Origin of the sequence: Pantoea sp. NGS-ED-1003 (genome assembly GCF_000738765.1) — a bacterium.
GTDB lineage: Bacteria > Pseudomonadota > Gammaproteobacteria > Enterobacterales > Enterobacteriaceae > Pantoea > Pantoea septica.
The window spans coordinates 273944-294866 of record NZ_JPQA01000001.1; the positions used below are offsets into that span (position 1 = coordinate 273944).

Consider the following 20923-nt stretch of genomic DNA (forward strand, 5'->3'; position numbering starts at 1 on the left):
CCGCCCGCGCCAGGTAGCGCGGCTCAGCATATGGGGCCGCCGCCCGCAAACGGCATTCACCGCCGCTAAGCCACAGGCTCGCTCGCGCGGGCAGCTGGTTTCTGCTTAACCCGGCCCCTCGCTGCCCGCCGCCAGCAGCGGCACCAGCACATCGCTAATGGGCGTCGCGATGCCGTGCGCGCGGCCGTAACGCTGTATCACGCCGTTGCGGATCTCCCACTCCAGCGGACGATTCGCCTGCCGGTCGGCAAGTATCGAGGTGCCTAAATCCGCTGGCGCCTGATGAAACACGTCAAGGATCTCCTGCGGCACTCTATCACTCAGGATCGCGCCCTGCGCCCGCGCGACGCTCAGGCACTCGCGCAGGTAATCCAGCGCCAGCGCGGTGATATCGGCGCGCGCAAACATGCCGGCACGACGGTTAGCCAGCACCATCAGACCCGCCACTGCGTTTTGCAGCAGCTTGCGCCAGGCGATCGAGACAAAGTCTGCTGTGAGCGCTACCGCACAGCGCGTGCCGCTCAGCGCCTCCACCACCCGCTGAGCCTCCGGCCGATCCGGCAGCGTCAGGCGCGGCGCGGCCCGCAGCCAGACCGAGGCATCCGGCTCGCGCTGCGCCGGAAACCAGACCACCGCCGGCAGCACGACGGCGCCATTTACCCAGGATTCCAGCTGCGTCTGCTGCTCCACGCCGTTTTGCAGCGCGCACACCACGCTGTTTTTGTCGCACAGTTGCGCCAGCCAGTCGGCACAGTCGGCGACCTGGGTGGTTTTCACCGCCACGAAGAGCAGATCGACCGGGCGCTCAATAGCGGCCGGATCGGTCATGACGGGGCCAGGCACCACGATTTCACCCCGATCGTGACGCAGGATAAGCTGCGGATGCGCGGTGCGCCCGCACAAACGTGGCGTGCGGCCCGCTTCATGCAGTGCGGCGGCGATGGTGGTGCCAATCGCGCCCGGTCCCAGCAGCGCAGTGGTAAAGCGATCTGACATGGTAAGCTCTCCTGACTGAATTAATTCATCATAAAGGTGCCCGCGGCTATCACCGCGCACGCCAGCATTTTCCTGATCGTTAAGGCCTCGCCAAGGAACAGATAGCCCAGCACGGCGGCAAACAGCACGCTGGTCTCGCGCAGCGCGGAAACCGCACCCATCGGCGCAGAGGCCATGACCTCAATAATAATGCCGTAGGCCAGCAGCGATACCAGCCCGCCCGCCGCCGCGACCGGCAGGCCCGGGCGCCAGCGCAGCAGGCTTTTCGCATCGCGCAGCGCAATATAGATCGCCGGCATCAGCGCGCCCCAGCAGGCGCTCATCCACAGCGTATAGGAGAGCGCGCTGCCGGAGAGGCGCACTCCGATACCGTCCACCACGCTGTAGGCGGCAATAAACGCGCCGGTCGCCAGCGGATAGCGCAGATTAGGCATTCGCCCTTTGCCGCCGCTTATCGCCAGCAGCAGGATGCCGCCGGAAATCAGCGCGATGCCGATCAGCGTGCGCAGCTCGATCTTCTCCCCGGCGACGATGGCCGCCGCGCAGGTCACCATCAGCGGCGACGAGCCGCGCGCAATCGGGTAGCTCTGCCCCAGATCGCCGCTGCGATAGCTGCGCACCAGGCAGAGGTTGTAGCCGACATGCAGCAGCGCCGATAGCAGCGCCCAGGGCCAGCTGGCGCGCGCTGGCATCGGCATAAAGGGCGCGATAAGGACGCAAACCGCGGCGATGGCCACGCACATGATGTTCATCGACCAGAGCCGATCGTCGCCGCCGCGCAACAGGACGTTCCAGCCTGCATGCAGCAGGGCAGCAAATAAGGTCAGTAAAATAAGATAGCTGGGCATGGGGTGATGCTATCAGCCCATACCCTAATGAAAAGCGAAGTCTCATCATTGCGGTATGAGCAATAGCTCATGTCTCAGACATAGCTACGTTGCGCTTCGCGGGATTGCGCCAGCAGCCAGCGGCGAAACGTCACGATATGCGGCTCGGCTTCTGTCCCTTTCGGGCAGACGAAGTAATAGGCGGCGGGCGAGGGAAATGGGATGGCGAACAGCCGCACCAGCGAGCCTTCCGCCAGCTCTTTTTCAACGTGTCCGCTGCGCGCCAGCGCGATGCCCTGGCCCAGCAGCGCGGCCTCAATTGTCATATTGGTGTCGGCGAAGCGCACGCTTTCGTGCAGCACATCGATCGGGATGCCATTCAGTCTGAACCAGACGTCCCATTTCGGCACCAGATCGGCGCCGTCGCGCGTCAGCAGCGGGTAGCGCAGCAGCTCGGCTGGCTCTTCCGGAACGCCGAAGCGCTGTAGCAGCGCCGGACTGGCGACCGGAAAGAGCTGCTCGCGGAACATAAACTCCGTGTGCAGCGCCGGGTAATCTCCCTGACCGAAGCGAATGGCCACGTCTGCATCGGTGCTGGCGAAGTTGATGGCGCTGTCGGTGCTCTCCAGCGTTACCAGAATCTCCGGGTGCAGGCGCGCTAAATCGGGCAGGCGCGGCAGCAGCCACTTCAGGGCGAATGAGTAGGTGGTGCTGACGCGCAGCCGCACGCGCCCCTTTTGCTCGCGCAGATCGGCAAGCGTCGTATCCAGCTTGCTGAAAAACTCGCGCACCAGCGGCGCGAGGGCGGCGCCTGCGGGCGTCAGGCTCAGCGTTTTACCGCGCTGAAAGAGCTGCACGCCCCAAACGGCTTCCAGGTGCTTCAGCTGGTGGCTGACCGCGCTTTGCGTTACGCACAGCTCTGCGGCGGCCGAGGTAAAGGTGGTGTGGCGCGTCGCGACTTCAAACGCGCGCAGCGTCGCGGTAGGGGGCAAATCACGCATCATCGATTCCAGTTTATGAGCTAAGACTCATGACACATTAAGGCGAACGCCGCTGAAAAGACAGCTGGGCTTCTTAAAGCCGGAAGCCAGCGTCGCCAGCGCGGGCAAAATTCGCTACTATCCGCGCTCATCTCTCAACGGACCGCCTGATGTCAGCTATTGTCGATACCTTTATCGCCCCGCCGTGTCTGGAACAGATAGAGACGCTCTATCAGGACGACCATCTGGTGCTGATCAACAAACCCGCCGGGCTGCTCAGCCTTTCGGGGAAAAATCCGCTTAACCTCGATTCGGTGCACTACCGGCTGGCGGCGCGTTTTCCCGGCTGCACTCTGGTGCATCGGCTCGATTTCGGCACCTCAGGGCTCATGGTGATCGCGCGCAATAAAGCGATTAACGCTGCGCTCTGCCAGCAGTTCAGCCAGCGCACGGTGAGCAAGGGCTACAGCGCGCTGCTGTGCGGACATGTGTCGGAGGATGAGGGGATGATCGAGGCGGCGATCGCCAAAGATCCGGCGCGCTTCCCGCTGATGGCGATTTGCGCCGCAAGCGGCAAGCCCGCGCGATCTCGCTATCGTGTCGTTGAGCGCTTTTATCAGGCGGGGGAAGGCGGCGTGGCGCTGCCGTTAACGCGCGTCGCGCTGACGCCGGAGACCGGGCGTACCCATCAGCTGCGCATTCACTGCCAGCTGATAGGGCATGCTATTTTGGGCTGCGATCTCTATGGCGGGCGTCTGCTGCCGGGGGCCGACCGCGCGCCGCGGCTGATGCTGCACGCCAGCGAGCTGCATTTTACCCATCCGGTGAGCGGAGAGCGGATAGCCGCGCGCCATGCCAGCCCGTTTTAACTGCGTTTCAGCGGACGTTTGCCTCGACAGCGCGCGTTGGGGCGGGCATTACCACATCAGATCGTCAGGCACCTTAAAGTCGGCGTAGGGATCGTCTTCATCCTGCTCTTCCTGACTGAGCGCGCTGTTTAATACGATGCTGTTGGCGTCGCGCTGCGCGATCTTATCGGCGACGCTGGCGGGGATAATGGCGTACTCGCTTTCACCGTTCTCCGCCGCCAGGCGCGCAATGGCGAGTCGGCCGCTAATCAGCTGCGCCTGGGTCGCCTTATCTACCTCGATTTTTTTGATCAGATTATTATCGGTGAAGTTAAAACCGATATTGCCGCGTGAAATGTCGATGCGGTTCATCTCAATCAACTGCTTGATCTGCGCCTTATACTCGCGCGACAACACCGCCTGCTTTTGCTGTTCGTTAAGCAGCTTATCGCGCTCCTGTTGCGCTTTTTTATTCTCTTCCACTGCCTGTCGCGCCTCACGCGCCTGAACGCGCGATTTTTTGGCGGTTCTCTGCACCTTGTCCATTTTCTTGCTGCTGACCAGGCCAGCTTTGAGCATCTGCTCTTGTAAGGTAAGTTTCGTCATCGTTGTTTCTAAGCCCGTTGAAAAATTTTTCTGATTATACCTGTAAATCGGGTGGCCGCCGAGGGCCGCTCGCCCAATCCCGTACCGCGCGCCAGCCTGCCGCTGCGCTAGCGATAGCGCCAGGACGCCTGTTCTCGCCGACACACCGCGATAAGCGTCTCCCGCAGCCAGCGGTGCAGCGGATCCGCCTGAAGTCGGGGATGCCAGATAGCGGCGATGCTAATGGCGGGCGTGACGACGGGCAGCTCAAAGGGGACCACATCGCCTGCCGCCATGCCGGACGCGACGCCGTTGAGCGAGGAGAGCGTCACCAGACCGAGCATATCGGAGGCGCGAACCAGCGGGAGCGCGTTGGCAAAGGCGGGAACCACCACGCTCACGCGCCGCTGCCAACCCAGCGAGGCGAGCGCGACATCGACTGGGCCCCACTGTTTATTGTGGCGCGAAACCACAACGTGTGGGTAGCTGGCGTAGCGTTCCGCCGTCACGCCTGGCGCCTGCAATAGCGGGTGATCGCGGCGGCAGATGCCGACAAAACGATCGCTGAAGAGCGTTCTCAGCTTCAGCTCAGGCGCATCCGTGCCGAGCACGCCGATCTCCAGGTCGATTTCACCGCTGCGCAAGGCGTGCGGCGCTTTGTCACGTTTGGCGACGAACACCAGCTGGGTCAGCGGCGCTTGTTGCTGCAGCTCCGACGCCAGCGCGGCGGCGGCGAGATCGACAAAGCTTTCATTGGCGCGAATAAGAAAGGTGCGCTCAATGCTGGCGAGGTTTAGCCGATCGGCTGGCGGCTGTAGGATCGCCTGCGCGCTGCGGGCGATATGGGCGACGCGCCCGGCCAGCTCAGCGGCGTAGGGCGTCGGCACCATCTGGCGGCCGGCCTGCACCAGCAGCGGGTCGCCGGTTGCCGCCCGCAGGCGGGTCAGGGCGCGGCTCATGGCGGAGACGCTGAGGCCCATCCGCCGCGCCGCGCCGGTCACGCTGCACTCTGTCAGCAGGGCATCCAGCGCGGTCAGCAGATTCAGATCGATATCAGGCATAGGGATAAGGTTGGTTGCGTGCGATGCAAACTATTGTTGCACGTAGCGCGTCTGGTGTAATGGTTTGCTGCCGATTAGGGTGGAGATCCCTGAATTCCCCGTGGAGATCGCCATGACCCTTAACAACGAAGAGACCACATCGCCCCATTTTTTACTGATCGGCGCCTCGCGCGGCATCGGACTGGCTATGGCCGAAGCGCTGCTCCGGCGCGGCTGGCGGGTCACCGCCACAGTGCGCGCGGCCGCGCCAGCGCTGGCGAGCCTGGCGCTGCGCTATGGGCAGGCGCTAACCACCGAACAGCTGGATATCACGGATGAGGCGCAGCTGGCCGCTCTGCGTCATCGTCTCCGGCATCAGCGCTTCAGCGCGCTGTTCGTCAATGCTGGCATTACCAACCACGACCAAAACCAGACTATTGCAGAGGTCAGCACCGAAGAGTTCGCGCATCTGATGATCACCAATGCGCTGGCGCCGCTGCGGGTGATTGAGGCGCTGCAGGACCGGGTGGATGCGGACGGACTGATCGGCGTGATGTCTTCCGGACAGGGGAGTATCGGCAACAATCACCAGGGCGGCAGAGAGGTTTATCGCGGCACCAAGGCTGCGCTGAATCAGTATATGCGCAGCTACGCCGCGCGGCAGGCGAAACTCGCGCCCGCTCGCGCGCTACTGCTGCTGGCGCCAGGCTGGATCCGCACTGCGCTGGGCGGAGAGGAGGGGGCCTACAGCCTGGAGGAGACGATTCCCGATATCGTCAGCGTCATCGAAAGCCGGCGCGGTCAGCCCGGCCTGGCCTTCCTGGATCGCTTCGGGAAGAGCGTGCCGTGGTAACCCCGCGCTTCGCCGCGCATAATAAAAAACCTCGCCATAGCGAGGTTTTTTATTATGCGAGTTTAAAGATCGCGGTCGAACGGCTGAGCTGCGCTGCCTGATCTTCCAGTGACGCGGCGGCGGCGGCGGCCTGTTCCACCAGCGCGGCGTTTTGCTGGGTCACCTCATCCATCTGGGTGATGGCGATGCCGACGTGCTCGATGCCGTTAACCTGCTCGCCGGAGGCGGTATAGATTTCCGACATGATCGTCGAGACGTCGCCGATCGCGGTGACGATGCCGGTCATGGTTTTGCCCGCCTGGGCGACCAGGTCGGTGCCTTCCGCTATGCGATGGTTCGAGGCTTCGATCAGCGATTTAATCTCTTTCGCCGCTGTCGCGCTGCGCTAGGCGAGGGCGCGCACTTCGCTGGCCACCACGGCGAAACCGCGGCCCTGCTCGCCGGCGCGAGCCGCTTCCACCGCGGCGTTGAGCGCCAGGATATTGGTCTGGAAGGCGATGCTTTCAATGGTGCCGATAATATCGACCACGCTCTTCGAGCTGTCGAAAATAGCGGCCATAGTCGTGACGACTTTTTCCACCACCTCGCCGCCCTGCTGCGCGACCTGTGAAGCGTCGGACGCCAGGCTGCTGGCGTTTTGCGCGTTAGCGGCGTTTTGCCGGACGGTGGCGGTCAGCTGCTCCATGCTTGCTGAGGTCTCTTCCAGCGAGGCGGCCTGCTGCTCCGTTCGCGCAGAGAGATCGGTATTGCCCAGCGCAACCTCTTTAGAGGCGTTGTCGATAGAGAAGGCGGCGGTCTGAATATCGGAAACCACCTTTTTGAGCTGCTCCTGCATAGCGGTAAAGGTGGCGATCAAAATACCGGTCTCATCTTTTGACCGCGCCACCAGCGTGGTGGAGAGATCGCCGGCGGCAATTGCCTTAGCCGCTTTTACCGCTTCTTCAAGGGGAAGGGTAATCGAGCGGGCAAGAGCATAGCCTAATGCGGAGGCGATGCCTAAGCCCAAAAGCGCGCCGATACACAGCGTCAGCCGGGTCTGGGTTTCAATGGAGTCGACAGAGTGCTGCCGTTCGCCGAGCAGGCTTTTTTCGCCGTTGACGATCTCATCGATGGTTTTACGCATCTGATCCATCTGCGGCTTACCGGTATTGGCTTCGAAAGCGGCATTGAAATCCATCTGCGTCATCGAACCGGCATTTAACGCGCGGCGGTGCGCCAGCAGTTCAGCGACAAATTTATCCTGCCAGGCTTGCTCCTGGCGGAGTAAATTATCCAGACGCTGCTGCTGAGCAGGGTTATCCGCGGTTAAGCCTTTAGCTTCCTGCAGCAACTTAACGAAATCTTCTTTGCCCGCCTTCCAGGGATCGAGCATCTCCTCTTTGCCGTTAATCGCATAGCCGCGCAGACCCGTTTCCATATTCACCAGGCTTTGGGTCAGGGCGCGGCTTTTATCGACGACGCGCCAGCTATGAATGTTCCAGTCGTTGGTATTAACAATGCTGGAAAAGTTGTTGTAGAAGGTTGCGGACAGAGCCAGCAATAAAACCACAACGGCGCCAAAGGCAAAAAAGAACTTTTTCTTAACAGGTAAATTTCTGAACATTTATTTCTCGTTCCACATACGTTAACAGAGCAGTTTGAAGAGCCGTAAAACCGATAAGTTATCGGCATGGATATCTGCGGCTTCAATTAAAGTTCTGAAAGCATGCATAATGAGAAATAGATCCTTTATTTCTCTTTTGTTTTTTATTTTCAGACGGATAATTAGGCGTGCGCATCAAAATTTGCGTAACTATCTATAAGCTGAGGCACTAGCGGGGCGCAAGAGTGAAATGGGGATGTTTGCCAGCCAGCAACAGCAGAAGCTCATATTCTCCCTGGCTGAGCAATCCAGGGTTGGATGTGGCTTCCTTAAGCTGCCAGCCACGCAGACTTAGATCGAACCGTTCGGCGGCACGCTCCTGCGTCAGGCCCGCCGCGATACGCAGAGAACGGACATCAGGCTGAACAATCACGCCTGGCTTAAAGGATTTATTGGTCATAATTTTTCTCTTTTATGCAACAAGCTCTGCTCCAGCGGGGCGTTTTGCGGCATACGCTAAAGGGTTAACAGACGTTATGCATCATAGACGCTTGCTTCTGCTGTTTCTGGGTTATGTTGTCACGCGTTATGCACATTTGCGCGAAATAAACTGATTGTTTCGATTAGCGTAACGGCTAATTCAGCGTGCTGAATTTGATTTTAATGCGTCCTGAGAGGCGCCACCCGATTTAATGCAGGCTGTGCCTCTCAGAACCCTCTCATAATTCCGCTACAGAATCGTTTAGGGATAAATCCGCTTTATATCCTGTGTCAGACATTCAGGATGTGTGGCTTCGCAAGCTGAATATTATCCCGGCGTTTATGCATTGCCGGTAATAAGGACCCTGATATGAGAGACCCAATCGTTCGTCGCGTCCCTGCCGATCTTTCCTGCGTGGAGGTCAACGAACAGTGGCAAATCACCTTCTGGATGCTGACGCTGCACATTACTCAGGACAGGCTCATCCGGGCCGTAAAGGAAGCGGGCCCGGATGTGGAAAAGGTGCGCCGCTGGCTGAAAGACAATCCGCCTTCGCGCCGCCCCTGTTCCTGATGCCGTCAGTCAGACAGCGACGGCAGCGGCTTGCGGCGTCAAAAACGCATCGGCGCCGCCGGTGCCTGCGTAACGATGTTCGTCGACCGGCGTTTTAAAGTGGCTGATAACGGCGGCGAGGGTTTCGGTGCGTCCGTTCAGGCTGCCCGCTGAGGCGGTGACCTGCTGAACCAGCGAGGCGTTCTGCTGCGTAACGCGGTCTAAATCGGCGATAGCCAGCGTGACCTGAGAAATGCCTTTGCTCTGCTCCTCTGAGGCCAGCGCAATTTGGCCGATAAGATCGTTCACCGCTGAGACGCGCTGCGTGACGCTGCCCATGGTCTCTCCGGCCCGGCCGGCTGCCGCCGCGCCTTCCTGCACGCGCATCACCGCGCCGCCGATTAAGTCCTCGATCTCTTTGGCTGCCGCGGCGCTACGCTGGGCGAGACTGCGCACCTCGGAGGCGACCACGGCGAAGCCGCGTCCCTGCTCGCCCGCGCGCGCCGCCTCAACGGCCGCATTGAGCGCCAGAATATTGGTCTGAAAAGCGATGCTGTTGACCGTGGCGGTAAACTGTCGAATTTTCTCCGCTTCTTCAGCGATATCGCGCATCAGCGTAGAAACCGAGTGAACCAGCGCCTCGCCCTGCCGGGTGGTCTGCGCGGTGGCGCCCGCCAGCTCGCGCGCTTCCCGTGCGCTCAGCGCGTTATTCTTCACCGTGGCAGTCAGTTCCTCCATGCTGGCGGCGGTCTGTTCGAGCGCCGCCGCCTGGCGAGTGGTGCGATCGGAGAGATCGGTATTGCCGGCGGCGATATCCGCCGCTTCCCGACGCAGCACGCCGCTATTATCACGTACCGCCTGCACCGTCGTGAGCAGGCTTTGCTGCATCAGTCGCACCAGCGGAACCAGCTGTCCGACGCAGTTGCGGCCAAACTCCTGCGGCTCGTGAGAGAGATCGCCTGCGGCCATGCTTCTGAAATGCTCGCGCATCACGCCAAGCGGCTTCACCAGATGGGTGACAAGAAAGCGGTCGCAGAAGGCCAGCAGCCCCAGCATCATCAGCGCGGCGACAAGAAACGCCATCTCCAGACGCTGGCGATCGCGGGCGGTCGCCGCTTCGTCCGATGCAACCTGACGCTGCAGAAAGCTAAGCCGCTCGTTTGCCGCGGCGGAAAAGCGGGCAGGCGTTTCGTTCAGGGCGACGCTAAGGCGTGCCCAGTCGGCGCCGGCGGGCGCCTCAGCCTGTAGCGCCGCTTTTTCCTCTGCGGAGCCTGAGGCCATCGCATTTCCGGCGCGCGTCAGAAAAACCAGCTGCGCGCTGGCGATGTCTCTCGCTTCGGCGCGCTGATGCAGGTCGCGCATAACACCAGAACCGTAAGCGCCTGCCAGCGCCACGACCAGCAGCGCAGCCAGCAAAATAGCCTGTACAACCCGACGAATAGTAAAATTTCTGAGGAAGTGCATATAGGATTCCCTGGTGTTGTTGCTGCTGTGTAAAGAACGGCGAAATGTTGTTTTTTATGTAGCTTGCTATTTTATTGTGTGCAATCTTATTGAGCGCTTTAGTGTGGCAGTGAATCAGGAAAAAGGAAACGATCATTTTGTGATTTTTTTATTTTTCGGATTATTTGATATTGTTTGAAAGAATTTATTGTGCCAAAGGGACGAAAAGCGCTTAAGATTTCGTACCAGATAAAATCAGATAATTTGCCTTGTACTTTAGTCGGTTTTTCCCGGTCCGTTTTTAAACGTTTTTATTTTCTGTTCGTTCCAGAACTGGAGCGGACCGGAGGAACCATGCAAACATATTCCGGCGACGACGAAGGTCGCCTGCGCGCGCTTGAAGCGCTGCGCGAACCTGATGAAAGTCGCGATGGGGTACTTGAAAAGTTTGTTCGGCTGGCAAGCCAGGCGCTCGGCATTCCCGGCTGTTTTATCTCTATCGTCGACGATGAATTTCAGTACATCCGCGCGGCGCGCAACTTTTCGCTTAAGTACTCGACGCGTGAAGATTCGCTCTGTCGCTACGTGATTGACTCCGAAGCGCCGATGGTGATCGCTGATACCTGGCAAGATGCCCGCTTCGTTAAGCACAAGTTCGTTGTCGGCGATCCCTGGATTCGCTTCTATGCCGGCGTGCCGCTGAAAAGCCGCGCCGGCCATATCCTCGGCACGCTGTGCGTAACCGACGGCGAGCCGCATCAGCTAAATCCAGAGCAGCTGACCGCGCTGACGCTGCTTGGCGCGCTGGTGATCTCCTTTCTGGAGGCCTGGCACTCCGCCGGCTTTACCGATCCGGTGACCGGATTGCCAAATCGTCAGCGGCTGATCCGCGATCTGCACTACCTGACGGCGGGCGGCGAAACGCTGCCGCGGCGGCTCATCCTGATTGACTGCATCGACATGCCGCGCGCCTACGAACTGGCGCGCTCGATGGGAATGGGGCCGGTCGAGGGGTTGCTCAAAGACGTCGCCACGCTTTTGCCACTGCGCCTGCGTCTGGGGCCCGGCGATCTGCTCTACACCGTGGCCACCGGCCGGTTTGCGCTGTTGACCAGCGCGAGCAGCTCGCTCAGCGCGGCCTGGGTGGCGAATCGCATGGAGGGCATCAGCGCGGATCTGGGCGAGGGCCTGTCGGTGACCCTGAATACTTTCACCGGCGAAGTGGACTTCACGGCCGTGGCGTCGCCGGCGCAGGAGATACTGCGTCGCGGCCTCAGCGCGCTACATGAGGCGATCGGCAGCGGGGTGGCGACGCGGACCTTTAGCGCGTCAGAGGATGTGCGCCGCACGCGCGATTTCAACCTGATGCATGAACTCGCCTCAGCGCTGAGAAACGAAGAGGGGCTCTATCTGGCCTACCAGCCCAAGATCTGCCTGCAGAGCGGTGCGCCGGTCGGGCTTGAGGCGCTGATTCGCTGGCGGCATCCGCAGCTGGGCGAGCTGTCGCCCTCGGCATTCGTACCGCTGGCGGAGCAGACCGAACTGCTCTCCGAGCTGAACGCCTGGGTAATCGATCGCGTCATTGCCCGTCTGGCGCGGCTGCGAAATCACTGCATCCAGCTGCCGGTTTCCGTTAACGTCAGCCTGCATGATTTCGCCCGGCAGGGGTTTGCCGACACGCTGGAAGATAAGATGCTGAAAGTCAGGCTGCCTAACGCGCTGCTTGGCGTGGAGTGTCTGGAAACCGAACGGCTGATTGAGAGTCCGGCCGCGATGCGCGGACTGGAAATGCTCAAGCTGCGCGGCTTCGGCATTTCGCTGGATGACTTCGGCACCGGCTACAGCAATATCAGCTATCTGCGCCGCATGCCGCTGGACGTGATTAAGCTGGACCGTTCGTTAATCAGCGGCCTGGCTTCCGACACCGCATCGCGCATTATCGCGCGCAACATTATCACCATGCTGAAAGAGCTGGACTATGTCGTGCTGGCGGAAGGCATCGAGTGCGGGGACGTGGCCAGTATGCTGTGCGAATATGGCTGCGACCAGGCGCAAGGCTATTTCTATGCCAAACCGCTGCCCGACCGCGAGCTGGATGCGTGGCTCGACTGGCGGCTGCGCAACAAATGCAGCTGAGGTGTGCCTGCGCTATTGCGCCTCTGCGGCCGCCTGAGCCTGCGGATTATCGGGCACGTCGTTCCAGGTGCAGTCGATCTCGCTGTCGTGGGAGATGCACTCGGGCGGGGCGTTGAGGTTTTTCGCCTGATGATGGCGCGGCACCGCGCAGCCGGAGAGCAGCAGGCAGACAACAAGCGCAGCAGGTTTCAGCATAGAGAGATTTCCGTTCACCATGTAACCGCTATTTTCCCGCCTTACGTCTTAACGGACCTTTAACCGCCCAGGCCCGCCAGCGGCTTTTTCGTCAACCCTGCATCAACCACGCCACTCTTTGCCCGCTTCTCGCCTCTAACGCGATCTAAATCAATAACGATAATTGTTCGCAATTGCATAGTTGCGGCACAGAAATATCGGAGATGAGATCATGCTGATAAAACCCGGGAGTCAATGGCGTATTACAGGGTTCAGGAGCGACCTGTCCGAGCTTTTCCGTCGTAAACTTTTATCGCTGGGCTTCGTGCCTGGCGCGGTAATCGATATCGTCAGGTTCGCGCCGCTGGGCGACCCGGCGGAAGTGCGTCTCAGCCACAGCAGCTATGCGTTACGTAAAGCTGAACTGGCGATGCTGCGTCTCGAGGCCGTTGACGGAGGCGAGCAGGCATGAAGCGTATCAACGCCGTACTGGCGGGCAACCCTAACGCCGGTAAAACCACGCTGTTCAATCTGCTGACCGGGCTGCGCCAGCGCACCGGCAACTGGCCCGGCGTCACCGTCGAGCGCAAGCAGGGCGCCTTCACCACCGGCGAGGCTGCCGTCACGCTGATCGATCTGCCCGGCATCTATTCGCTGGAAACGGTGCAGGCCGAAGACGGGCTCTCCGCCGACGAGCGCGTCACCTGCAGCTATGTGATGAGCGGCCAGGCGGACGTGCTGATCAACGTGGTCGACGCGTCGAGCCTGGAGAAGAGCCTGTGGCTCACCCTGCAGCTGCGCGAGCTGAACCTGCCGATGATCGTGGTGCTTAATATGGCCGATGTCGCCAGAGCGTGCGGCGTCGAGCTGGATGCCGATGAGCTGGCCGCGCAGCTTGGCTGTCCGGTGGTGCTGATGTCCGCCTCGACCTCGGAAGGGCTGACGGCGCTGCTGGACGCCATCGATCGCGTCGCCGCCGCGCCGCCTGCAGATCTGCTGCTGAACCGAACGGACGTCGACGCGGAAGCGCGGCTGGCGCGCATCAGCGCCATCTGTCAGGCCGTCTGCGATCGCGCGGCGCATCGCGCCCATCGTCTGACGCGCGCGCTGGATAATCTGTTTCTCAACCGCTGGCTCGGTTTTCCCCTGTTTTTAGGGGTGATGTACCTGATGTTTTACTTCTCCATCAATATCGGCGGCGCGCTGCAGCCAGTATTCGACAAGGGGTCCACGGCGCTGTTTATCGACGGCACCGCGCAGCTTTGCGCCACGCTTCGCTTTCCCGACTGGGTCACCTCTTTTCTGGCGCAGGGCATTGGCGGCGGCATCACCACCGTACTGCCGCTGGTGCCGCAGCTGGCGCTGATGTTCTTCTTTCTGACGCTGCTGGAAGAGTCGGGCTATATGGCGCGCGCCGCGTTTGTGGTCGATCGTCTGATGCGCTGGCTGGGGCTGCCGGGGAAATCCTTTGTGCCGCTGATCGTCGGCTTTGGCTGCAATGTGCCGTCAGTGATGGGGGCGCGCACGCTGGAAACCGAGCGGGAAAGGCTGGTAACCATGCTGATGGCGCCTTTTATGTCCTGCGGCGCGCGGCTGGCGATATTCGCCGTGTTTGCCGGCGCCTTTTTCGGCAACGCTGGCGCTGGGGTGATCTTTTCGCTCTATCTGCTCGGTATCGTGGCGGCGGTCTTTACCGGGCTGGTGCTAAAGCATACCTTGCTGAAGGGCGGATCTTCCTGTGCGATCATGGAGCTGCCGCTGTGGCATGTGCCGGTAATGCGCAGCCTGCTGCTGCAGACCTGGTTTCGTCTGCACGCCTTCGTTATCCGTGCCGGCATGGTGATCGTCGCGGCCTGCGTGGCGATCGGCCTGCTTTCCAGCCTGACGGCCAGCGGCCATCAGGCGCAGCGCGTCGACGACTCGGTACTGGCTTCCGCCAGCCGCTACCTGACGCCGTTGTTTACGCCGATGGGCATTCGGCCCGACAACTGGCAGGCGACGGTGGGGCTGGTGACCGGCGCCATGGCGAAAGAGAGCGTGGTCGGCACCCTGAACGCGCTCTACCTGGCGGAGCCGCAAAACGCGCCGGACGCCGAGCCAGCGCAGAGCCTGTCGGCGGTTTTCGCCTCGGCGCTGGATGAAACCTGGCAGAACCTGAAGCAGGCGTTCAGCCCGCAAACGCTGTTCAACCCGGTCGAAGCGAGCAAAGGAGACGGCGAGATGAGCCAGGGCGCGGTAGGCGTTATGCAGACGATGTTCGGCAGCTCGCTCGCGGCCTACAGCTATCTGGTCTTCGTCCTGCTCTACGTGCCCTGCGTCTCGGTGATGGGCGCGCTGGCGAAAGAGGCGGGACGACAGTGGATGTGGTTCGCGCTGATCTGGGGAACCGTTATGGCCTATAGCGCCGCAACGCTGGTTTACCAGATCGGCACTTTTACTCAGCATCCCGGCTTCAGCCTGATCTGCCTGGCAGCCATTGTCGCCGCGGGTATGGCGGCGGTGACCCTTTTACGCCAGCTGCGCGTCAGTCTTCAGCCTGGGTTGCAGCCGGTTAAAGAGGGCGGATGCGGCGGCTGTAAAGGCTGCGGGCATTAACCCGGCAAATAAAAAACGCTCCTGTCGTGGAGCGTTACCGGAGGACCCGGCTAAGTGAATCAATAGCCGTACTTGTTGTAGTGAGGCGTTGCCTCGGCGCCCACTATAGTGCGGCGTTTCTTAACCGGGGCTCAATAGCATCGGGTCAGGTGCGCCCTTTATTGCACAGGATCAATTAATAAGCTAATCAGACAAAGAAGGGCTGACGCACGCTTGAAACGAAGTTTATGAGCAGGTTGGAATAACGTACAGGTGACGGCGTCACTTATCTGCCTGTGGCTTCAGCAAGACGCCAGACGCGGCCAGTACTGGCGCAAAAGCGGACGGCGGTAAAGACGCGGGAAAAAGCTTTAGCGAAGCGAAACAGGACTATTCTGCTTGCAAAGCGCCAGAGAAAATTTTGTAAAAAGCTGTGTCGCCTATCGACCGGCTGCCGCGCCTGCCTTATGCTTGACCAGCCTCTAACCCTAACACTTCCGGAGTCCGACTGATGAAAGCAGCCACCTTTCTGCTGGCCGGTGCCGCGCTGCTGCTCTCGGCATGCAGCAGCAACAGCGATAACGAACCGCCGCAACAAGCCACCGCAGCCCATATTCAGCCGCACGTCATTATGTCGTCGCTGGCGGAAACCAACTGCGCTGGCGCCGGAGGCACGCTGGCATTTTCTCACCAGCTGGACGGCACGCGCATCGGCATGTGCCAGCTGGCGAACGGACGCCGCTGCGACGAACAGGCGCTGATCGGCGGCAACTGCGCCCGCTAATTCAGCGGCAGGCGCGCCTCGACGGCAGCGCCCGCCAGATCAGGCCGACGCCGACAGCTGATTCGGGCAGGCTTCGCCTTTTTCAAGCTGGCTAAGATTCGACAAGGTCGTTTCCGAAATCGCCGTTAGCGCTTCAGCGGTCAGAAAGGCCTGATGGCCGGTAAATAGTACGTTGTGGCAGGCCGACAGCCGACGGAACACGTCGTCCTGAATGACGTCGTTAGACTTATCTTCAAAGAAAAGATCGCGCTCATTTTCGTAAACGTCCATGCCGAGCGAGCCGATTTTCTGCTGCTTGAGCGCGTCAATCGCTGCCTGGGAGTCGATCAGTCCGCCGCGACTGGTGTTGATAATCATCACGCCATCTTTCATCTGGCTAAAGGCGCTGGCGTTCAGCAGATGATGGTTTTCCGGCGTCAGCGGGCAGTGCAGCGTAATCACGTCTGATTCGGCGAACAGGGTTTTCAGATCGACATACTCTGCGCCCAGCTCAAGCGCCTGCGCGCTCGGGTAGGGATCGAACGCCAGCAGGCGCATGCCGAACCCTTTCAGAATGCGCATCGTCGCCACGCCGATCTTGCCGGTGCCGACCACGCCCGCGGTTTTGCCGTGCATGTTAAAACCGGTTAAGCCGTCGAGCGAAAAGTTGGCGTCGCGCGTGCGCTGATAGGCGCGATGGATACGGCGGTTAAGCGTCATCATCAGGCCGACCGTATGTTCCGCCACCGCTTCCGGCGAATAGGCGGGCACGCGCACCACCTTCAGGCCCAGCTCCTCAGCCGCGGCTAAATCGACGTTGTTGAAACCGGCGCAGCGCAGCGCGATATACTTCACGCCCAGCGCCGCCAGTTCCTCCAGCACCGGACGGCTGGCGTCGTCGTTAACGAAAATGCAGACGGCGTCGCAGTCGACGGCGTTTTTCGCCGTCGCTTCCGTCAGTAAAAAGTCGAAGTACACCAGATCGAACCGGTAGCCTTCGTTAACGTGATCGAGATACTTCTGGTCATAGTGCTTCGTGCTGTAAACCGCGATTTTCATCGTTACGCTCCTGCATTCGGGTATCCACACAGCATAACGTTTTATTGTGGATTTTGCTGCCGTCGGCGGCACGCCTTCACCTCTGACCGATTACGTGCCATCATCAGGGGCAGGATCCTGTCAGGAAAAGGAATAGTGCTGCCATGCCGCGGAGCCTCCGCCGACTACTTGCTGCATTACTGGCGCTGACGCTGCTGGTGCTGGGGCTGCTGCTCACCGTGACGCAATGGCTGCCGCAGCTGGCCGGCATCTGGCTGCCGGCGGATACGCGCATCGTGCTGGAAGGATCGCCGCGCTGGCGCAACGGCGGCCTGTGGTTTCCGCAGGTGCGCTACCTGGCGGGCGAGTGCGCGCTGGCAAGCGTCGAACAGGCCTCGCTTGGCTGGCACGACCGGCGCTGGCGGCTCGCCGCGCGGCAGGTGACGCTCGACAGCGACTGCCTGCAGAAGCTGCCGCAAAGCGAGCAGCCTGGTGCGCCGAAAAGCCTGGCGGAATGGCAGCAGCTGTTGCCCGGCGCCGATATCCAGCTTGAGAATCTTACTATTGCGCCCTGGCAAGCCTACGCCGGACGTTTCGATCTCAGCCTCACCCCCGCTAAACAGACGCTGCGCTATCGCGGCGACAATCTCAATATCGACGCCAGCCTGCAGGGGCAGCAGCTCAGCATAGAGCAGCTAACGCTGCGCCATAACGCGCTGCCGCAGCCCGTGACGCTGCATGGCCGGTTCGATCTGCCTGAGTTCGCCAACGGCCTGCCGGTCGGCGGCCAGCTAGAGGGTGAACTGCAATACGCCGGCCAACCGCTGCGTCTGACGCTCGACTGGCAGCAGCAGCAGGGCGAACTGGCACTCTACGCCACCGGCGACGGCCAGCCGCTGCTGATGCTGCCGTGGCAGGCCGACGCGCGGCAGATCCGTATTGTTAAAGGACGCTACCGCTGGCCGACCGGCGAGCAGACGCTCTCCGGCTTTCTCGATCTCACGCTCGACAACTGGCGACAGGGCCTGGAAGAGACGCAGATTACCGGCCGCCTCAACGTGCTGACTCAGGGGCGCGGCGGCAAAGGCAACGCGGTGCTGAATATCGGCCCCGGAAAGCTGAGCATGACAAACAGCGCGCTGCCGCTGCGGCTTACCGGCGAAAGCAAGCTGGCGGCGATGCAGCTCTACGCCGCGCTGCCCGGCAATCTCAGCGGGCCGCTGCTTGACCCGCAGCTCCGGTTCCAGCCTGGCGCGCTGCTGCGTCTGCGCGGGCGCATTCTCTCCACGCTGGAGGTGGATGAGGCGCGCTGGCCGCTGGCGGGGGTGCGGCTCGCCTCGCAGGGCATTGACGGCCGCCTGCAGGCGATACTCAAGGCGCACGATCCGAGCTTCGGCCAGTTCAGGCTGCACCTCGACGGGCGCGCCAGCGACTTCTGGCCCGATAAAGGGGAGTGGAAATGGCGCTACTGGGGCGCTGGCGAAATGCTGCCGCTTAACGCCGCCTGGACTATTCAGGGCGCGGGCGGCTGGCGCGACACCCTTATCCATCTCGACAGCCTGAGTGCCGGTTTCGATCGGATGCAGTACGGCATGGCGCAGGTGGTGCGGCCGCGGCTCACCCTCAGCGCGCCGGTCAACTGGCAGCGCGACGCGCAACGACCCGCCTTTAACGGCGGCTTCCGCATCGACGCGGGAGAGACGCGGTTCGATTTTGGCGGGCGGCTGCCCGCTTCGTCGCTGAGCTTCGAGGCAAAAGGCCAGGATCCCAGCCACTTTATCTGGCGCGGCGCGCTGCAGGCGCAGGCGATCGGGCCGCTGCGCGTACACGGCCGCTGGGACGGCAAGCGCCTGCGCGGCGAGGCCTGGTGGCCGACGCAGTCTCTGACGGTGTTCCAGCCGCTGCTCAATCCCGAACTGAAGATGAAAATCCGCGCGGGCGAGCTGCGCGCGCAGGTGGCGTTTTCCGCCGCGGTGAAAGAGGGATTCAGCGCGGGCGGCCACTGGACGGTGACGCAGGGCAGCCTCTGGACGGCGGACAACCAGATCAACGGCGTCGACTTCTCGCTGCCGTTCCGCCTGAAAGATCAGCAGTGGCAGCTCGGCGTGCGCGGGCCGGTACAGCTGCGCATCGGCGAAATCACCAACCAGTTCGCGATGCAGAATATCCGCGCCGATCTTCAGGGCTACTATCCCTGGAGCGAGGCGCAGCCGCTGACGCTGCAGGCGGTCAGCATGGCGCTGCTGGGCGGCAAGGTCACGCTGCCCGCGCTGCGGCTGCCGCAGCACCAGGCGGCGACGCTGAGCCTGCGCGATATCAGCCTGAGCAAGCTGGTCACCGCGCTGAAGCCTAAGCAGTTCGCTATGTCCGGCAGGATCAACGGCGAGCTGCCGCTGTGGGTGAATAATCCGCACTGGCTGGTGCAGAACGGCTGGATCGCCAACAGCGGCTTCCTGACTTTCCGTATGGATAAAGATATGGCCGACGCGATCACTGCCGGCAACGTCGCAGCGGGCGCGGCGATGGACTGGCTGCGCTATATGGAGATCTCCCGCTCGTGGGCGACGCTCGATCTCGACAATCTCGGCAACCTCGCCATGCAGGCGCAGGTACAGGGCGTCAGCCGCTTCAGCAACCGCAAACAGACCGTGAATCTCAACTACCGCCATCAGCAGAACCTGTTTCAACTCTGGCGCAGCCTGCGCTTTGGCGATAATTTGCAATCCTGGGTGGAACAGAACGCCACTCTGCCGACCAAAAGGGATCAACAACCATGAGCCTCAGGGCGTTACTGGTGCTGGCAGTCGGACTGCCGCTGACCGGCTGCGTGCCGCGCATCGAAGTGGCCGCGCCGAAGGAGCCGATCACCATCAATATGAACGTAAAGATCGAACATGAAATTCATATCAAAGTGGACAAAGACGTGGAGGCGCTGCTGAAGAATCAGAGCGATCTGTTTTGATGCGCGCGTTCCGCAAGCCGCTGCTCGCTGCGCTGCTGCTCATCAGCGCGGCGCAGCCGGCGCTGGCGCTGACGCTGGATGAGGCGCGCCATCAGGGCCGGGTCGGGGAAACCTTTAGCGGCTATATTGCCGCGCGCCAGCAGGACGGCGAGACGCAGGCGCTGGTAAAGCGCATCAACGCCGGGCGTAACGTGGAATATCAGCGCATCGCGCAGCAGAACAATCTCACCACCGATCAGGTGGCGCGTATCGCCGGCGCAAAACTGGTGGAGCGCGCGGGCGAGGGCGAGTACGTACGCGGCCTCAACGGCCTGTGGATGCAGAAATAAAAAAGCCAGGCGTCATGCCTGGCAATCGAAACACAGAGCGAATAATAATAATGATTAGGCAGAAACAATCTGTTTGATGGCGTTTTTGGCGTCGTCGGTGGCTTTGGTTGCCACTTCCGGACCGTAGGCGATGCCTTCGGCGAAAACGAATTCAACGTCGGTGATGCCGATAAAGCCCAGGAAGAGCTTCACGTACGGCGTCAGCAGATCGCTCGGGGTATCTTTGTGAATGCCGCCGCGGCTGGAGAGAATCACCGCGCGCTTGCCTTTCACCAGGCCTTCCGGACCCGCTTCGGTGTAGCGGAAAGTGACGCCGGCGCGAGCAACCAGGTCAAAATAGTTTTTCAGCTGAGTCGGGATGTTGAAGTTGTACATCGGCGCGGCGATCACGATTACGTCGTGGGCCTGCAGCTCGTCGATCAGCGCGTTGGAGAGATCCAGCGCTTCCTGCTGACGCGGAGAGAGCGGCGCGTCTGACGGACGCAGCGCGCCGACCAGTTCGCCATCCAGCACCGGAATCGGATCCGCAGCCAGGTCGCGCACGGTAACCTGATCGCCTTTGGCTTTCGCTTCTTCAACGTAGAAATCGGCCAGCTGGCTTGACTGTGAGTAACCAGCGAGGATGCTGGATTTAAGAACCAATACTTTGCTCATTGCTGTTTCCTGTTTGTTACGCGGAAGGCTTCCCGCTCAATGGGTTACACTCTACGGTCATTAGCGACGCGGTAAAAGCGCAATATTTCGAGAGCTATGTTCGAAT

20 protein-coding genes and 1 pseudogene are annotated in these 20923 nt (G+C 61.1%); 10 read left to right on the forward strand and 11 right to left on the reverse strand.

The window, feature by feature from the left end; translation table 11 throughout:
* Window positions 1–105: 105 nt before the first annotated feature.
* From JS46_RS01265 to gcvA, 3 genes are all read right to left on the reverse strand, one after another.
* A complete protein-coding gene (locus tag JS46_RS01265; RefSeq protein WP_033747031.1) occupies window positions 106–996 on the reverse strand; it encodes an oxidoreductase in 891 nt (296 codons plus the stop codon).
* A gap of 20 nt (window positions 997–1016) precedes the next feature.
* A complete protein-coding gene (locus JS46_RS01270; protein WP_033747033.1) occupies window positions 1017–1844 on the reverse strand; it encodes an EamA family transporter in 828 nt (275 codons plus the stop codon).
* 74 nt (window positions 1845–1918) lie between these two features.
* Entirely contained in the window at window positions 1919–2824 is a 906-nt protein-coding gene (gene gcvA / locus JS46_RS01275) for a transcriptional regulator GcvA (protein WP_033747035.1), read from the reverse strand.
* Window positions 2825–2973: 149 nt separating this feature from the next.
* Here gcvA and JS46_RS01280 point away from each other — a divergent pair, with 149 nt between their 5' ends.
* Window positions 2974–3672, forward strand: coding sequence for an RluA family pseudouridine synthase (locus JS46_RS01280; protein WP_033747037.1), 699 nt, complete (start codon window positions 2974–2976; stop codon window positions 3670–3672).
* Between the two features lie 48 nt (window positions 3673–3720).
* Here JS46_RS01280 and JS46_RS01285 read toward each other — a convergent pair whose 3' ends face one another.
* Window positions 3721–4257 carry a DUF2058 domain-containing protein gene (locus tag JS46_RS01285; RefSeq protein ID WP_033747040.1) on the reverse strand — a complete coding sequence of 179 codons (537 nt, stop codon included), beginning with the start codon at window positions 4255–4257 and terminating at the stop codon, window positions 3721–3723.
* A 107-nt stretch (window positions 4258–4364) separates the two neighbouring features.
* Window positions 4365–5297, reverse strand: coding sequence for a LysR family transcriptional regulator (locus tag JS46_RS01290; protein WP_033747043.1), 933 nt, complete (start codon window positions 5295–5297; stop codon window positions 4365–4367).
* A 112-nt stretch (window positions 5298–5409) separates the two neighbouring features.
* Between JS46_RS01290 and JS46_RS01295 the strand changes: the two genes are divergently transcribed.
* Entirely contained in the window at window positions 5410–6129 is a 720-nt protein-coding gene (locus JS46_RS01295; RefSeq protein WP_033747045.1) for an SDR family NAD(P)-dependent oxidoreductase, read from the forward strand.
* A gap of 52 nt (window positions 6130–6181) precedes the next feature.
* Here JS46_RS01295 and JS46_RS24765 read toward each other — a convergent pair.
* Together JS46_RS24765 and JS46_RS01305 are read right to left on the reverse strand one after the other, a co-directional pair.
* A pseudogene (locus JS46_RS24765) lies at window positions 6182–7732 on the reverse strand (methyl-accepting chemotaxis protein).
* A gap of 208 nt (window positions 7733–7940) precedes the next feature.
* Window positions 7941–8171, reverse strand: a complete 231-nt coding sequence (locus JS46_RS01305; protein ID WP_033747048.1) for a hypothetical protein — start codon at window positions 8169–8171, stop codon at window positions 7941–7943.
* 390 nt (window positions 8172–8561) lie between these two features.
* Here JS46_RS01305 and JS46_RS01310 point away from each other — a divergent pair, with 390 nt between their 5' ends.
* Window positions 8562–8765 carry a DUF3606 domain-containing protein gene (locus JS46_RS01310; protein ID WP_033747050.1) on the forward strand — a complete coding sequence of 68 codons (204 nt, stop codon included), beginning with the start codon at window positions 8562–8564 and terminating at the stop codon, window positions 8763–8765.
* 9 nt (window positions 8766–8774) lie between these two features.
* On the opposite strand, the gene JS46_RS01315 is transcribed toward JS46_RS01310, so the two are convergent.
* Window positions 8775–10208, reverse strand: coding sequence for a methyl-accepting chemotaxis protein (locus tag JS46_RS01315; protein ID WP_081876025.1), 1434 nt, complete (start codon window positions 10206–10208; stop codon window positions 8775–8777).
* Between the two features lie 333 nt (window positions 10209–10541).
* On the opposite strand from JS46_RS01315, the gene JS46_RS01320 reads away from it, so the two are divergent.
* Window positions 10542–12323, forward strand: a complete 1782-nt coding sequence (locus JS46_RS01320) for an EAL domain-containing protein (protein WP_033747052.1) — start codon at window positions 10542–10544, stop codon at window positions 12321–12323.
* A 12-nt stretch (window positions 12324–12335) separates the two neighbouring features.
* Here the strand turns inward: JS46_RS01320 and JS46_RS01325 are convergent, their stop codons facing one another.
* Window positions 12336–12518, reverse strand: coding sequence for a hypothetical protein (locus JS46_RS01325; protein ID WP_102990971.1), 183 nt, complete (start codon window positions 12516–12518; stop codon window positions 12336–12338).
* Window positions 12519–12729: 211 nt separating this feature from the next.
* Between JS46_RS01325 and JS46_RS01330 the strand changes: the two genes are divergently transcribed.
* The 3 genes from JS46_RS01330 (at window position 12730) to JS46_RS01340 (ending at window position 15855) form a co-directional block, all read left to right on the forward strand.
* Window positions 12730–12969, forward strand: a complete 240-nt coding sequence (locus JS46_RS01330) for a FeoA domain-containing protein (protein WP_033747057.1) — start codon at window positions 12730–12732, stop codon at window positions 12967–12969.
* Window positions 12966–15092 (forward strand): Fe(2+) transporter permease subunit FeoB, encoded by a 2127-nt coding sequence (gene feoB, locus JS46_RS01335; protein WP_051905536.1) that lies wholly within the window; start codon window positions 12966–12968, stop codon window positions 15090–15092. Before JS46_RS01330 ends, feoB begins: the two co-directional genes overlap by 4 nt.
* Before the next feature lie 490 nt (window positions 15093–15582).
* Window positions 15583–15855: a DUF333 domain-containing protein gene (locus tag JS46_RS01340; RefSeq protein ID WP_033747060.1), complete on the forward strand. Its 273-nt coding sequence runs from the start codon at window positions 15583–15585 to the stop codon at window positions 15853–15855.
* A gap of 39 nt (window positions 15856–15894) precedes the next feature.
* Here the strand turns inward: JS46_RS01340 and JS46_RS01345 are convergent, their stop codons facing one another.
* Window positions 15895–16893: a 2-hydroxyacid dehydrogenase gene (locus tag JS46_RS01345; RefSeq protein WP_033747063.1), complete on the reverse strand. Its 999-nt coding sequence runs from the start codon at window positions 16891–16893 to the stop codon at window positions 15895–15897.
* A 143-nt stretch (window positions 16894–17036) separates the two neighbouring features.
* On the opposite strand from JS46_RS01345, the gene JS46_RS01350 reads away from it, so the two are divergent.
* From JS46_RS01350 to JS46_RS01360, 3 genes are read left to right on the forward strand one after another with little or no spacing between them, the layout of a single operon-like run.
* Window positions 17037–19649 (forward strand): YdbH family protein, encoded by a 2613-nt coding sequence (locus JS46_RS01350; protein ID WP_033747067.1) that lies wholly within the window; start codon window positions 17037–17039, stop codon window positions 19647–19649.
* Complete coding sequence (locus tag JS46_RS01355; protein ID WP_033747068.1) at window positions 19646–19834, forward strand: YnbE family lipoprotein; 189 nt, start codon at window positions 19646–19648, stop codon at window positions 19832–19834. Before JS46_RS01350 ends, JS46_RS01355 begins: the two co-directional genes overlap by 4 nt.
* Window positions 19834–20163, forward strand: a complete 330-nt coding sequence (locus JS46_RS01360; protein ID WP_051905537.1) for a YdbL family protein — start codon at window positions 19834–19836, stop codon at window positions 20161–20163. Before JS46_RS01355 ends, JS46_RS01360 begins: the two co-directional genes overlap by 1 nt.
* 54 nt (window positions 20164–20217) lie before the next feature.
* On the opposite strand, the gene JS46_RS01365 is transcribed toward JS46_RS01360, so the two are convergent.
* Window positions 20218–20817: an FMN-dependent NADH-azoreductase gene (locus JS46_RS01365; protein ID WP_033747071.1), complete on the reverse strand. Its 600-nt coding sequence runs from the start codon at window positions 20815–20817 to the stop codon at window positions 20218–20220.
* Window positions 20818–20923 lie beyond the last annotated feature (106 nt).